We start from the raw sequence: 13,426 nt of genomic DNA, 5'->3' as shown, positions 1-13,426 counted from the left end.
TTTACCCGCAGTAAGTTACTGGCGGTAGGAAGCGAGCGGGAATGGACGTCTACTCCATGCCGATGACCACCCGGTTCCGCGGGATCACCGTGCGCGAGGGCCTCCTGCTGCCCGGCCCGGCAGGCTGGGGGGAGTTCTGCCCCTTCCGCGAGTACGACGACCGCGAGGCCGTCGCGTGGCTCGCCGCGGCCCGCGAGGCGGCCGAGATGGGCTGGCCGGAGCCGGTGCGCGACCGCGTGCCGGTCAACTGCACCGTGCCCGCCGTCGGCCCCGAGCACGCGCAGCGGATCGTGCGCGCCTCCGGCTGCACCACCGCGAAGGTCAAGGTCGCCGACGCCGGTGCCCCGTTGTCCGGGGACGTCGAGCGCGTCGCCGCCGTCCGCGACGCGCTCGGCCCCGCCGGGCTGGTCCGGGTGGACGCCAACGCCGCCTGGGACGTCGACACGGCCGTCGCCGCGATCGGCGAGCTGGACCGGGCCGCCGGGGGACTGGAGTACGTCGAGCAGCCCTGCTGGGAGGTCGAGGACCTCGCCGCCGTCCGCCGGAAGGTGGACGTGCCGATCGCCGCCGACGAGTCGATCCGTCGCGCCGAGGACCCGATGCGGGTGGTGCGGGCCGGGGCGGCCGACGTCGTCGTGCTGAAGGTGTCGCCGCTGGGCGGGGTGCGCCGGTCCCTGCGGATCGCCGAGGAGGTCGGGCTGCCGGTCGTCGTGTCCTCCGCGGTGGAGTCGAGCGTCGGGCTCGCCGCCGGACTCGCGCTGGCCGGGGCGCTGCCGGAGCTGCACCACGCCTGCGGGCTCGGGACGGTCTCGCTGCTGGCCGCCGACGTCGTCGCCGAGCCGCTCGCCCCGCAGGGGGGCTTCCTGCCCGTGCCGCGGGTCGCGCCCGAGCCGGTGCACCGGGCCGCGGTCGCCGCCGCCCCGGACCGCGCCGCCTGGTGGCGCGACCGGCACGACCGCGTCGCCGCCCTGCTCGACGCGGCCACCGGCGCCGGCCGGGTCAGTACTGGTTGACCCGCCCGTCGCGGCGCAGCGCCGCGTCGATCGCCCGCACCGGACCGGGCACCCGGTACTGGCCCTTCACCAGCTTCCCGGCGCTGGGCACCGCGCCGGTGCCCGGCCAGGTCGCCGTGTCCCACAGCGCCGAGCGCAGGAACGCCTTCGCACAGTGCAGGAACAGCTCGTCGATCTCGACGACGATCGCCACCTCGGGCGTCGAGCCCTTCACGGTGAGCCGGTCGGCGAAGTCCGGCCGGTACACGATCCGGGCCCGCCCGTTGATCCGCACGGTGTCGTTCGACCCCGGCACGACGACGATCATCCCGACCCGGGGGTCGTGCAGGATGTTGCGCATCGAGTCGAGCCTGCGGTTCCCCTTGCGGTCGGCGAAGGCGATCGTGTGCTCGTCGAGGACCAGCAGACAGCCCGCCGGGTCGCCCCGGGGCGAGACGTCGACGCCGTCCGGCCCGGTCGTCGCCAGCAGGAAGAACGGCGCCGCGGCCAGGAACTCCGCGGTCACCGGGTCGACCCGGTCGCGCGCCTTGTCCCGGATGAACGCGGGGACCTCGCCGATGATCTCCCGGAGCCTGGCCTCGTCGGTCACGTGTTCCATCGCATCCCCCTCGTTGTTAGGTCACCCTAACCGTGGACGTGCTGCCGGGGCGACCCCCGCCTAGGGTCCCGGTGTGGGTGTGATCGTGATCGGGGCCGGCATCGCCGGGGTGACCTGCGCCGCGGAGCTGGCCGCCCGCGGCGTGGACGTGACGGTGTACGAGCGGGCCCGCGGAGCCGGGGGACGGCTCGCGGTGCACCGCCACGACGGCCGTCCCGCCGACATCGGTGCCGCCTACTTCACCGTCTCCGACGACCGGTTCGACGCCCGCGTCCGCCGCTGGCGCGACGACGGCCTGGTCCGCGGGTGGACCGACACCCTCGCGGTGTTCGACGGCGCCGGCCGGGGCGCGGACAACCCGGGCCCGCTGCGGTTCGCGGCGCCGGCCGGGCTGCGGTCGCTGGTCACCGACACCGCCCGTGACCTCGACGTCCGCACCGGCCGCACCGTCGAGCGGGTCCGCCCCGGCCCGGACGGCCCGACCGTCGACGGCGAGCGCGCCGACGCCGTCGTGCTGGCGATGCCCGACCCGCAGGCCGCCCGGCTGCTCGACCCGGACACCCCCGCGGGCGCCGCGGTCGCCGGGCGGGCGTGGAACCCGGTGCTCGCCCTGACCGCCGGGTTCCCCGCGCGGGACTGGCCGCGGCTGCCCGCGGCGTTCGTCAACGACCACCCCGTGCTGTCCCTCGTCGCCGACGACGGCGACCGCCGCGGCGACGACGCCCCGGTGCTCGTCGCGCACTCCACCGGCGACCTCGCCCGCGCCCACGACGCCGACCCCGCCGGCGCGGTGCCCGCGATGACCGCCGCCGTCCGGGAGCTGCTGGGCATCACCGCGGAGCCGGACTGGACGCACGTGCACCGCTGGCGCTTCGCCGCCCCCGCCGGCACGCGGGAGCAGACCTTCCACCTCGACGACGACGGCGTCGCCCTGGCCGGGGACGGCTGGGGCCGGTCCCGGGTGCAGACGGCCTGGCTGTCCGGGCTGGAGCTGGCCGGGGAGCTCGCGGGACGCCTGGGTCGCTGATCCCTGGCCGCGTCGGCGTCGGCGACCTACCGTCGTGGTCATGCCCGACCGCGCCACCGCTGCCGCCCCCGTCGTCGTCGAACCGGAGGGGCGGCCGTTCGGCGGGTCCACCGCGCCCGCGGAGCTGGACGCCTCCGGCCCGGACGCCGCCGGGCGCGCGGTGCTCGCCGAGCTGGCCGCCGCCCTCGACGCCGACCGGGTCCTCACCGACCCCGACGTCGTGCGCCCCTACGTCCACGACGAGGCCGAGTGGGCCGAGTACGGAACGCCGCTCTGCGTGGTGCGGGCACGAACCACCGCCGACGTCGCCGCGACCGTGCGGGCCTGTGCGGCCCACCGGGTCCCGGTCGTCGCGCGGGGAGCGGGCACCGGGCTGTCCGGCGGGGCGAACGCGGTCGACGGCTGTGTCGTGGTCGGCCTGGAACGGATGACCGCGATCCGCGAGATCTCGGCGGGGGAGAGGCTCGCCGTCGTCGAACCGGGGGTGGTCAACGACGACCTGCGGGCCGCCTGCGCGGAGCAGGGCCTCTGGTACCCGCCGGACCCGGCGTCGGCGCCCTGGTCGACGATCGGCGGCAACGTCGCGACCAACGCGGGCGGGCTGTGCTGCGTCAAGTACGGCGTCACCCGCGACTACGTGCTCGCCCTCGAGGTCGTCACCGCCACCGGTGAGGTCGTGCGGGTCGGGCGGCGCACCGCGAAGGGCGTCGTCGGCTACGACCTCGCCGGGCTGATGGTCGGCTCGGAGGGGACGCTCGGGATCATCACCGAGATCACCGTGAAGCTGCGCCCGGCCCGCCCGGCCGCGCCGCGCACCGTCGTCGGGTTCTTCGACTCCCTCGCCGACTGCGGGGCCGCGGTCGCCGCCGTCACCGAGCAGGGGCTGCAGCCCGCGGTGTTCGAGCTGGTCGACCGGGAGTGCCTGGCCGCGGTCAACGCGTGGCGCAACGCGGGCCTGCCGACCGGTGCCGCGGCGCTGCTCATCGCCCAGACCGACCTGCCCGAGCCCGCCGCACAGGCCGAGGCCGAGGCGATCCTGGCCGCGTTCACCGCGCACGGGGCGACCGAGGCGATGGCCTCGACCGACGAGACCGAGTCCGAGGCGCTGTTCGCCGCCCGCCGGATGGCCTACCCGGCGCTGGAGCAGCTCGGGATGGGGATGCTGACCGAGGACGTCTGCGTCCCCCGGCCGCGGATGGCCGAGATGCTCGCCCGGATCGAGGACATCGGCCGTCGCCGCGGGGTCCGGATCGCGACCGTCGCGCACGCCGGCGACGGGAACCTGCACCCGCTGATGCTCACCCCGCACGACGACCCGGACGCCCGGGACCGCACCCGCGCCGCGTTCGACGAGATCATCGGCGCGGCCGTCGAGCTGGGCGGGACGGTCACCGGCGAGCACGGCGTCGGCCTGCTCAAGCGCGACGGGATGGAGCGCGAGCTCGGCCCGGAGGTGCTCGCCCTGCAGCGGGCGGTGAAGGCGGCCCTGGACCCGGACGGCATCCTGAACCCGGGCAAGGCCGTCTGAACCGGCCGTATCGCCCGGATGGCCGCGCGTGATCGTCCCCGCGCCGGGGAACCCCGGAGGATGAGTACGACCGACCCGGCCCTGGTCCCGTCCGCGCTCGCCCTGACCTACCGGGGTCCGGCGCACACCGGCGCGCCGCGGCTGTCCGGCGTGGACGGCGTGCACGAGGTGGTGCCGGTGGTGGCGGCCGAGGTCCGCGAGGTCGAACGCCTCGACACCGCCGACCTGCGGCTGTTCTCCGCGGGCATCGAGCTCCTCGTCGAGCACGTGGTGCCCGACCGGGCCTCGGTGGTGGCGCCCGGCTCGGCCTGGGTGCTGCGGCTGCCCGACGCCGGCCCCGACGACGACCTGCGCGTCCCGCTGTCCGGCAGCGAGGTCGAGGGCGTCGCCGACCGGTCGGTCCCCGACGGCATCGACGCGCTCGTCCGCCGGGTCCGCGGCGACGCGCCGCTGGTGCCGGTGGGCCGGGTGCACGTCACCCGCACCGTCAGCAGGATGCGCGACGACGCCGGGCGCGACCTGGCCACCCTGACCCGCGAGCAGGTCGACGTCGCGACGCTGGGCGGGTCCGCGACCGCCGAGAGCTGGACCGAGGCCGTCGTCGAACCGGGGACGGCCGGGACCGCCCTGCTGCAGCAGCTCGACGACGCCCTGCGCACCACCGGCCTGGTCCGTGCCCCGCGCGGCGGGTACGCCCGGCTGACCGCGCTGCTGGCCGAGGCGGCGCCCGTCGACCCGCCGCGGCGGACCGGGCGCAGGGGCAGCGCCGGTGCGCTGCTGCTGCGTTACCTCGGGGACCAGGTCGACGCGCTCGCCGCGCGCGAGCAGGACCTGCGCGCCGACCGCCCGGACGCGGTGCACCAGATGCGCATCGCCGCCCGCCGGATGCGCAGCGCGCTGCGCACCTACGCGGGGCTCCTGGAGGGCCCGCGGGCCGCGCACGTGGTCGCCGAGCTGCGCTGGCTGGGCCGGGCGCTGGCCGGTGAGCGCGACGCCGAGGTCCAGGAGGAGCGCCTGAACGCCCGGCTGACCGCACTGGAGCCGGAGCTGCTGCTGGGACCCGTGCGGGCCGCCGTCACCCGGCACTTCGCCCGCACCCGCGCCGAGACCGGGGCGGCGGTGCTCGACGTCGTCGACGGGGAGCGCTACGCCGCGCTGCAGGGCGCGCTGCGCCGGCTGCTCGCCGACCCGCCGCTGTCGCGCCGGGCCCGCAAGCCCGCGATCACCGTCCTCCCCGCGATGGTGGGCCGCACGGCCCGCAAGCTGGAGCGGCGGATGGAACGCGCGCTGGCCGACCTCGACGCCGGTCAGGTCGCCCCCGACTCGCTGCACGACGCCCGCAAGACCGGCAAGCAGCTCCGCTACGCCACCGAGGTCGCCCGGCCCAGCGTCGGGAAGGACGCGCGGGCGTTCGCGAAGCGGCTCAAGAAGGTCTCCGACGTGCTCGGCGAGCACCAGGACGCCGTCGTCTCCCGGGAGACCCTGCGGACCCTCGGGGCCCGCGCCGGCGCCGAGCGGGACAACGGGTTCACCTTCGGTGTGCTGCACGGCCGGGACACCGCGACGATGCTCGACCTGGAGCGCAGGCTGCCCACGGTGTGGGAGACGGCGTGGACGCGACGCGCCCGCCGGTGGATGCGCCGCTAGCCTGCGCGGGGTGAGAGACGCCGTCGCCGACCTCCGCCGGATCGCGTTCCTCCTCGAACGCGCCCAGGAGTCGACCTACCGGGTGCGCGCGTTCCGGACCGCGGCCGCCGCGCTGCGCGGTCGCGACGCCGAGGAGCTGGCCCGGCTGCACGCCTCGGGCGGCCTCACGGACCTGAAGGGCGTCGGCGAGGTGACCGCGCGCTGCGTGGGGGAGTCCGTCGCCGGGGAGGAACCGGTCTACCTGCGACGGCTGGAGGACGCCGTCGCCCGCGCCGACGTCACCGGGGTGCCCCTGGCCGAGGCGGCGCTGCGGCTGCGCGAGGGCCTGCGCGGGGACTGCCACAGCCACACCGACGCCTCCGACGGCGGCTCCCCGCTCGCCGAGATGGCCGAGACCGCGATCGGGCTGGGCCACGACTACCTCGTCGTCACCGACCACTCACCGCGCCTGACCGTCGCGAACGGGCTGTCCGCGGACCGGCTGCGCCGCCAGGTCGAGCAGATCGCGCAGCTCAACGAGCGGATCACCGCGTCCGGTTCGGACTTCCGGGTGCTCACCGGCATCGAGGTGGACATCCTCGACGACGGCGCCCTCGACCAGTCCGAGGACCTGCTCGCCTCGCTCGACGTGGTGGTGGCCAGCGTGCACTCGAAGCTGCGGATGCCCCGCGACGAGATGACCGAGCGGATGCTCACCGCCGTCGCGAACCCGCACGTCGACGTGCTCGGGCACTGCACGGGCCGGATGGTCACCGGCCGCCGCACGCGCCCCGAGTCCGAGTTCGACGCCGACGCCGTCTTCGCCGCCTGTGCGGAACACGGCGTCGCGGTGGAGATCAACGCCCGGCCCGAGCGCCTCGACCCGCCCAAGCGGCTGCTGCGCCTGGCCGTCGAGGCCGGGTGCGAGTTCACGATCGACACCGACGCGCACGCCCCCGGGCAGCTCGACTGGCTCGACCACGGCTGCGCCCGCGCCGTCGCCTGCGGGGTGGACCCGGAGCGGATTCGCAACACCCGCGACCTCGCGGGCCTGCTGCGCCGCTGACCCGCTGCGTCCCCGTGCTGCCCCCGTGCCGCGCTGCGCGCTGCCCTGCAGCCGCTGCGCCGGTGAGGGCCGCGCCGCCGACCTTACTGCGCCGGCGGGCTCCCGGGCGCCCGGGTCAGCGCAGCTCGAAGTCGGCGACGTCGAAGCCGGGTGAGACGACGCAGCTGACCAGGACCGCCCCCGGCCCCGCCGGCTCCGCCCGCTGCCACACCCCGGGCGGGACCTCCTGCTGCGGGCCGGCCGGCCCGAGCCGCAACCGGGCGCCGGGGACGGGGTCCGGTCCGTCACCACCGAGGACCAGGTCCGCCTCGGGACCCGAGTGCCGGCACCACAGCTCGGTGGACCGGACGCGGTGCCACCGGCCGGGGGCGTCGAAGAGGTAGAGGATCGCCGTCGCCGAGGGGCGTGGACCGTACGGGGTCGCGACGACGACCGGTGAGGTCCAGGTCCGCCGGTACCAGCCACCCTCCGGGTGCGGGGCGAGGTCCAGCGCGACGGCGAGGTCGGGGCGAGCCACGCCGCCACTGTGGCAGGCGGCCGCGCAGTCCGTCCTCATAGCGGCCCCGGGGCATGGGCCCCGGGGCGCGTCGCACCCCTGGTCCGGTCGCCGCACCCGTCGCGGCGGGTGCGGGAGCCCCCGCCGGGGTGCGGCACCTTCGTCCGTGGGGTGCGGCGACCCGCCACCGCGCCCGGCACCCCGCGCGCGGGGCGCCCCGCGCCGCGACGGGGTGCCGCACCCGCGGCCGCGCACCGGGACGGTCACCCGTCGTCACCGGTGTCCGCAGGAGAGTCACTTTCCGTTCACGGGCGAGCGCATTCCACTCGTCCGCGCGCTCCCCGGACGGGTGGTTCGACTGGTGCTCCTCACCCACCGCACGTGAGATGGGACCGCAGGTGACCGAGTGACGGGAGTGATCCACGGTGCGGACCAGGACCAGGACGACGGTGGCGGTGCTCGCCGCGACGCTCGCGCTGTCGGCGGTCACGACGGCCGGTGCGTCGACGGCGTCGGCGGCATCCGCGGCTCCGGCGGCCGCCGTGACCCGGACCGTCGCCGACGACCCGGTGCCCCCGCGGGACGACAGCGGCGCGGCCGCGCCCGCCCCGACCGCCCCGACCGGCGGAGACCCGACCGGCCCGGCCGCGGGCACCGCGACCCCGGGAGGCGACCCGGCCGGCGGGACGGTGAAGACCCCGGCCGACTCCGCCGCACCCCCGGCGTCGTCGCACTGCACCGAGACCGCGGCGCAGGAGCTCGGCTGGGGCGCGCCCGCCCGCGAGTCCGACTTCGACGGCACCACGGTCCCGCCGGACTGGCACCCCTACGGCCCCGAGCCCGGCCACAACAAGAAGGGCACCCGCACCCCGGAGGCGGTCACCGTCGCCGACGGGGCGATGACCATCTCCGCCGACGCCGACGGCAACACCGGCGCCGTCAGCTGGCACCCCGGCCAGCGCTACGGCCGCTGGGAGGCCTGCGTGAAGTCGGACGAGGGCCGGGGCGGGATCAACGCGCTGCTGCTGCTCTGGCCGGTGGCCGAGGACTTCCCGGTCGGCGGCGAGGTCGACTGGATGGAGATCATGGACGACTCCCGCCAGAAGACCAGCTTCTTCCTCCACTACGGACCGGGCAACGACCAGGACTACGGGTCGGTGAAGCACGACTCGACGCAGTGGTCGGCCTACGCGCTGGAATGGACCCCGGAGAAGATCACCGCGTACGTGAACGGGAAGGAGTGGTACTCCAACACCGACACCGACCAGTTCCCGCCGCGCCCGATGAACATGACCATGCAGCTGGACTACTTCGGCAACGCCGGCGGCCCCACCGCGATGCACATGGACTGGGCCCGGCAGTGGGCGCTGCCGCAGAGCACCGTGGCCACGCTGAGCCTGCCGCCCGGCTCGGCCGCGACCGGGCAGCCCCGCGACTTCCCCGACCGGAAGCCGCGCGAGCTGTCGGAGCCCGAGCAGCAGGCGCAGACCGCGATGCTCGCCCGCGAGCACCGCTGAGGCTCAGACCGCGGCGTCGAGCTCCGCGCGGGTGGGCGGGTTCGCGCCGTGCCGCGAGCAGGTGATCGCCGACGCCGCGACGGCCTCGGTCAGCACGGCCTCCAGCGTCGGCCGGTCGATGCGGTAGAGGTCGTCGCGGGCGGTCGCACCGAGCAGCCCGCGCCGGTGCAGACCGGCGAGCAGCGCCGCGGAGAAGCTGTCCCCGGCACCGACGGTGTCGACGACCTCGACGGCGCGGCCGGGCAGCACCAGGTGCAGCCCCGACGACGTCCCGGCCAGCACCCCGTTCGCCCCGAGGGTGACCACGACGACCGCCGGACCGAGCTCGAGCCACTCGCCGACGACGTCGCCGGGCTCGCGGCCCGGGTGCAGCCAGCCCAGGTCCTCCTCACTGACCTTCACCACGTCGGCCACGCCGAGCAGCTCGTGCACGCCGGGCAGGATCTCCTCCGGCGTCCCCATCAGCAGCGGCCGGAAGTTCGGGTCGTAGCTCACCGTCGCGGTGTCCACAGCGGAGGCGAGCAGCTCGCGCAGCGCGTCGTGACCGGGCGCGGTGGTCAGCGCCAGCGATCCGGAGTGGACGGCGACGACCGGGCCGGCCGGGCCGTCGTCGAGGGCACCGGCGAGCTCGTCGTCGGTCCACTGCCAGTCCGCGGTGCCCGCGATCCGGAAGTCGTAGGACGCCTGCCCGTCGGCGGCCAGCTCCACGATCGCCAGCGACGACGGCTCGTCCGCCTTGACCGAGTGCGACAGGTCGACGCCGTTGTCCGCGAGATGGTCGCGCAGCTTGCGCCCGAGCAGGTCGTCGGCGAGCCGGGCCAGCATCCGGGCCGGCACGTCGAGGCGGGACAGCCCGACCGCGACGTTCGCGGGGCTGCCGCCGGGCGCGAGCTCCCAGTACCCCTGCGCGGGGGCGGGGACGATGTCGACGAGGGCTTCTCCGGCGACGGCGATCACTCCGCGTGGCGGGCGTCCGGCAGCTGTGTCGGGCATGGCCGCACTGTAGTGGTCCGATCGGGGTCCCCGGACAGGTCCGTGACGGGTCACGACCACGTCACGGTGCGTCGACACGCACGTGGTAGGCATGACGGATGCCCCGGAAGATCCCGGTCGTGGTGCTGGCCGGATTCCTCGGAGCCGGCAAGACGACACTGCTGAACCACCTCCTCGCCGCGGGCGGGGACGCGCGGATCGGCGTGGTCGTCAACGACTTCGGGTCGGTCGGCATCGACGCGTTGCGCGTGGCCGGTCAGGCCGGCGACGTCGTCGGGCTCGGCAACGGCTGCCTGTGCTGCGAGGTCGGTGAGGGCGGCGTCTCCTCGGTGCTGGAGAAGCTGACCCGCCGCCGCGACGAGATCGACGTCGTCGTCATCGAGGCCAGCGGCATCGCCGAGCCCGGCACGCTGGTCCAGCTCGTGCTCGACGCGCTGGGCCAGCACCTGAGCTTCGGCGGGCTCGTCGAGGTCGTCGACGCCGCGGAGTTCGAGGACTCGCGGCGCCGCCACCCCCAGCTCGACAAGCACGTCGGCATGGCCGACCTCGTGGTCCTGAACAAGATCGACCGGGTGGGGCCGGGGCCGCTGTGGCGGGTCCGGCGGCTGTGCCGCGAGGCGAACCCGCGGGCCCTGATCGTCCCGGTCCGCGACGGCGCGGTGGACCCGGCGCTGCTGTTCGACATCGAGATCGTGCCGGGCCGCCAGCTGATGCTGGGCGAGCGCGTCGACGAGCCGCACTCCCACCACCTGCACGCCGGCTACCAGAGCCTGACGTTCCTGTGCGACGAGCCGCTCGACGCCGCCCGCCTGCAGGACCTCCTCGACGCCCGGCCGTCCGGGCTGTACCGGATCAAGGGCTCGGTGCGCTTCGCCGCCGCCCCGGACCGGGAACGCTGGGACCTGCACACCGTCGGCCGGTACGTACGGTTCCGCCGGAGCCGGTGGGACCCCGACGAGCCCCGCCGCACCACCCTGGTCCTGATCGGGACCGGGCTGGACGAGGCCGCGTTGGAACGCGCGCTGCGCGCCTGCGTCGCGACCGACTCCGACCGTCGCGACGTCGACGCCCTCCTCCCCGTCGCCCGCTACGCCGTCTGACCCGTCTTCCCCTGCTGCTGTTGCTCCCAGTGTCACTTTCGGGGCGTAGAGCGCTACGAGGGTGACCCTGGGGACATGACGCGGGGCTCGAGCGGCGGGTGGGGGCGGTTGGACCCGAGATCAGACCGAGGTGAGGTCCGGGCCCGTCGCCGGCTCGGCCAGCTGGGTCAGCGCGTCGGCGGCCCACGCCTCCCCACCGGCCACGGCGGTCCACAGCAGGACACCGAGGGTGCGGGTCGGGTCGATCCGTCCCGCCTGCCACGACGGCGTCGCCGCGAGCCGCTCGGCGCGTGCGCAGAGTTGCCAGGAGGCGGGGTCGGTCGCGGCGATGTCGCGGGCGAAACGGGTGTGCCCGGTGCGGGCGCGGTAGGCCCGGACCGGGTCGGTGACCGCGTGGATGATCGAGAGCACCCCGATCGCCAGCCCGAGCGCGACGGGCAGGCAGACGAGGAACGCCAGCGCCGACCAGGACCAGCTGTTCTCACCCACGGTGAGCGCCACCACGGCGGCGGCGACGACGGCGGTGCCGGTCATCGCACCGGCCGGGAGCTTCGTGTAGACGAGGTCGCCCGCGTCGTCGACGACGTAGTCGGTGCCGGTGATCAGGGCCGGGTCGTACACGCGGTATCCGGTACGGGTGCGGACGAGGGTGGGCAGGCGGTCGGCGGGGGCGCCGGTGACGAAGTCGTTCATGGTCGTGCTCGATCTGTGAGAATGCTGCTGCTCGCGGCCCACCTGATGGCCGTCTCGCCCGGTCAGTCGCCCACGATGCCGGTCGGTGTTACAGATTCACAACGTTCCTCGGCGCGTCCGGTCTGTGACGTTCGCCTCTCCCGCTTGCGAGCAACCCGGAGGGCTCACCCGGGTGGCCAGGCGTCGCCCCACGCGGTGTCACGGGCGTGCCGGAACAGCTCCTTGCGACTGCGTGGGACGGGTGTGTCCCGCAGCGTCCCGTCCGCCTCGCAGACACGCAGAGTCACCAGTCCCTTGCGTGTGTGCGGGTGCCGGACCACCCGGCCCGGGGCCCGTCCGACGGTGCCGTCGTCGTCACGCACGGCGACGACGTAGGAGAACTTCTCGTCCTCGTGGCCCAGCGAGCCGGCCTTCAGCACCCGGTGGCGCGAGCTGCGCCCGACGCGCACGGCGAAGTGGCACCAGTCGTCACCGGTCACCGGGCAGGCGCCGTCGTGCGGGCAGGGCGCGGCGACGGTCAGGCCCGCGGCGAGCAGCCGGGCACGGGCGTCGAGGATGCGCGCGTGCCCGGCCGGCGTCCCCGGCTCGACGAGCACGACCACCCGCGCGGCCCGGGCGGCGGCGTCGACGACGGCGTCGCGCACCGGCACCGGCAGCTCCCCGAGCAGGTAGCAGGCGGTCAGCAGGTCGGTGTCCGGCAGCGCCGGGGCGGTGCCGAGCACCGCGGCCTCCCAGCGGGCGCCGCGCAGCAGCGCCGACGGAGCCCCGCCCGCGAGCCTGCGCCCCAGCGCCCGGGCCGGCGCCGCGGCCTCCAGCACCGTGGCCCGCTCCAGCGACGGCCACACCTGCGCCGCGGCCCACACCGCGGCACCGGTCCCCCCGCCGAGGTCGAGCAGCGACACCGGCTCCGGCACCCGCGCGGCGGCCCGCTCCAGCACGTCGACGACCGCCGCGTGCGTCGCGGGCATCCGGTAGGCGGCGTAGGCCGCCGCGTCGTCGTCGGTGCGCAGGATCGGCGCGGTGGGCACGGTGCCGCTGCGGTAGTCGCGGATCAGCCGGTCGACCACCGGCGCGAGCCGCGCGGCGGGGACCCGGTCGAGCGCGTCGTCGAGGGCGGCGCCGAGTGCGCCGGACAGGTCGGGGGACAGGTCGGGGACCACCCGCCCATTCCACCAGTCCCGGGCTCAGCCCCGGGCGCCGACCAGCAGCGGGTCGGCCAGCACGTCGAGCAGCGGGGCCTGCATCCGCGCCCACGGCGACAGCCCGGAGGCCGGGTCGTCGGCGGCGGCGCGGAAGCGCGACCAGCTCCACCAGGCCACGTCCTCGACCTCGTCGGGGCGCGGCTCGGGCTCGCCGCTGATCCGGGCGACGAACACCGGGCAGAGCTCGTTCTCCTCGATCCCGTCCTGCGACGCGCGGTAGCTGAAGTCCGGTAACACCATCCGCAGCTCGGTCGCGCGGATGCCCAGCTCGTCGGCCAGCCTGCGGTGCACCGCGTCGGCCATGTCCTCGCCGGGGGCGGGGTGCCCGCAGCAGGTGTTGGTCCAGACCAGCGGGAAGGCGGTCTTGGTGCGGGCGCGCCGGGTCACCAGCAGCCGGCCGGCGTCGTCGACGCCGTAGCAGGAGAACGCCAGGTGCCGCGGGGTGCTCGCACCGTGCACGGTGGCCTTGTCCGCGACGCCGACCGGGTTGCCGTCGTCGTCCAGCAGCACGACCTGTTCCATGCCGTCCTGTCTACCGGAGCCCGGCGGCCGCGGCCCGTCGGCCGG

The 13,426-nt window shown here is 75.9% G+C and carries 13 protein-coding genes; 7 read left to right on the top strand and 6 right to left on the bottom strand.

Annotated elements, in window-relative coordinates:
* Window positions 1-41: 41 nt before the first annotated feature.
* Complete coding sequence (locus AC0GKK_RS08510; protein WP_489883541.1) at window positions 42-1,013, top strand: o-succinylbenzoate synthase; 972 nt, start codon at window positions 42-44, stop codon at window positions 1,011-1,013.
* Here AC0GKK_RS08510 and AC0GKK_RS08505 read toward each other — a convergent pair.
* On the bottom strand, window positions 1,000-1,611 hold the full coding sequence (locus AC0GKK_RS08505; protein WP_405418782.1) for an MSMEG_1061 family FMN-dependent PPOX-type flavoprotein: 612 nt from the start codon (window positions 1,609-1,611) through the stop codon (window positions 1,000-1,002). The two genes, AC0GKK_RS08510 and AC0GKK_RS08505, sit on opposite strands and share 14 nt — an antisense overlap.
* Window positions 1,612-1,684: 73 nt before the next feature.
* Here AC0GKK_RS08505 and AC0GKK_RS08500 point away from each other — a divergent pair, with 73 nt between their 5' ends.
* The 4 genes from AC0GKK_RS08500 to AC0GKK_RS08485 are packed head-to-tail and all read left to right on the top strand — an operon-like array spanning window position 1,685 to window position 6,858.
* A complete protein-coding gene (locus tag AC0GKK_RS08500; RefSeq protein WP_489883540.1) occupies window positions 1,685-2,638 on the top strand; it encodes an NAD(P)/FAD-dependent oxidoreductase in 954 nt (317 codons plus the stop codon).
* A 40-nt stretch (window positions 2,639-2,678) separates the two neighbouring features.
* The gene (locus AC0GKK_RS08495; protein ID WP_476654081.1) at window positions 2,679-4,166 is read left to right on the top strand and encodes an FAD-binding oxidoreductase; all 1,488 of its coding nucleotides are present in this window, start codon (window positions 2,679-2,681) and stop codon (window positions 4,164-4,166) included.
* Between the two features lie 60 nt (window positions 4,167-4,226).
* Entirely contained in the window at window positions 4,227-5,813 is a 1,587-nt protein-coding gene (locus AC0GKK_RS08490; RefSeq protein WP_489883539.1) for a CYTH and CHAD domain-containing protein, read from the top strand.
* Between the two features lie 10 nt (window positions 5,814-5,823).
* A complete protein-coding gene (locus AC0GKK_RS08485) occupies window positions 5,824-6,858 on the top strand; it encodes a PHP domain-containing protein (RefSeq protein ID WP_489883538.1) in 1,035 nt (344 codons plus the stop codon).
* 115 nt (window positions 6,859-6,973) lie between these two features.
* On the opposite strand, the gene AC0GKK_RS08480 is transcribed toward AC0GKK_RS08485, so the two are convergent.
* Window positions 6,974-7,375 carry a cupin domain-containing protein gene (locus AC0GKK_RS08480; protein ID WP_253069184.1) on the bottom strand — a complete coding sequence of 134 codons (402 nt, stop codon included), beginning with the start codon at window positions 7,373-7,375 and terminating at the stop codon, window positions 6,974-6,976.
* A 404-nt stretch (window positions 7,376-7,779) separates the two neighbouring features.
* Between AC0GKK_RS08480 and AC0GKK_RS08475 the strand changes: the two genes are divergently transcribed.
* On the top strand, window positions 7,780-8,871 hold the full coding sequence (locus AC0GKK_RS08475; protein WP_489883537.1) for a glycoside hydrolase family 16 protein: 1,092 nt from the start codon (window positions 7,780-7,782) through the stop codon (window positions 8,869-8,871).
* Window positions 8,872-8,874: 3 nt separating this feature from the next.
* On the opposite strand, the gene AC0GKK_RS08470 is transcribed toward AC0GKK_RS08475, so the two are convergent.
* Window positions 8,875-9,864, bottom strand: a complete 990-nt coding sequence (locus AC0GKK_RS08470) for a carbohydrate kinase family protein (RefSeq protein WP_489883536.1) — start codon at window positions 9,862-9,864, stop codon at window positions 8,875-8,877.
* Between the two features lie 98 nt (window positions 9,865-9,962).
* On the opposite strand from AC0GKK_RS08470, the gene AC0GKK_RS08465 reads away from it, so the two are divergent.
* Window positions 9,963-10,964 carry a CobW family GTP-binding protein gene (locus tag AC0GKK_RS08465; RefSeq protein WP_489883535.1) on the top strand — a complete coding sequence of 334 codons (1,002 nt, stop codon included), beginning with the start codon at window positions 9,963-9,965 and terminating at the stop codon, window positions 10,962-10,964.
* 120 nt (window positions 10,965-11,084) lie between these two features.
* Here AC0GKK_RS08465 and AC0GKK_RS08460 read toward each other — a convergent pair whose 3' ends face one another.
* From AC0GKK_RS08460 to idi, 3 genes are all read right to left on the bottom strand, one after another.
* Window positions 11,085-11,657 (bottom strand): hypothetical protein, encoded by a 573-nt coding sequence (locus AC0GKK_RS08460; protein WP_405418771.1) that lies wholly within the window; start codon window positions 11,655-11,657, stop codon window positions 11,085-11,087.
* A gap of 164 nt (window positions 11,658-11,821) precedes the next feature.
* Complete coding sequence (locus AC0GKK_RS08455; protein ID WP_226355656.1) at window positions 11,822-12,817, bottom strand: small ribosomal subunit Rsm22 family protein; 996 nt, start codon at window positions 12,815-12,817, stop codon at window positions 11,822-11,824.
* Window positions 12,818-12,841: 24 nt separating this feature from the next.
* A complete protein-coding gene (idi, locus tag AC0GKK_RS08450; protein ID WP_062400875.1) occupies window positions 12,842-13,381 on the bottom strand; it encodes an isopentenyl-diphosphate Delta-isomerase in 540 nt (179 codons plus the stop codon).
* Between the last annotated feature and the right edge of the window lie 45 nt (window positions 13,382-13,426).

The sequence above is a fragment of the Pseudonocardia sp. P-1 genome (assembly GCF_058111925.1).
This window is presented reverse-complemented; position numbering and strand designations above follow the sequence as displayed.

Excerpts from the sequence above, each read along its gene's own strand:
- AC0GKK_RS08510 (WP_489883541.1), top strand. The coding sequence starts at position 42 with ATGGACGTCTACTCCATGCCGATGACCACCCGGTTCCGCGGGATCACC.
- AC0GKK_RS08505 (WP_405418782.1), bottom strand. The coding sequence starts at position 1,611 with ATGGAACACGTGACCGACGAGGCCAGGCTCCGGGAGATCATCGGCGAG.
- AC0GKK_RS08495 (WP_476654081.1), top strand. The coding sequence starts at position 2,679 with ATGCCCGACCGCGCCACCGCTGCCGCCCCCGTCGTCGTCGAACCGGAG.
- AC0GKK_RS08490 (WP_489883539.1), top strand. The coding sequence starts at position 4,227 with ATGAGTACGACCGACCCGGCCCTGGTCCCGTCCGCGCTCGCCCTGACC.
- AC0GKK_RS08470 (WP_489883536.1), bottom strand. The coding sequence starts at position 9,864 with ATGCCCGACACAGCTGCCGGACGCCCGCCACGCGGAGTGATCGCCGTC.
- AC0GKK_RS08465 (WP_489883535.1), top strand. The coding sequence starts at position 9,963 with ATGCCCCGGAAGATCCCGGTCGTGGTGCTGGCCGGATTCCTCGGAGCC.
- AC0GKK_RS08460 (WP_405418771.1), bottom strand. The coding sequence starts at position 11,657 with ATGAACGACTTCGTCACCGGCGCCCCCGCCGACCGCCTGCCCACCCTC.
- idi (WP_062400875.1), bottom strand. The coding sequence starts at position 13,381 with ATGGAACAGGTCGTGCTGCTGGACGACGACGGCAACCCGGTCGGCGTC.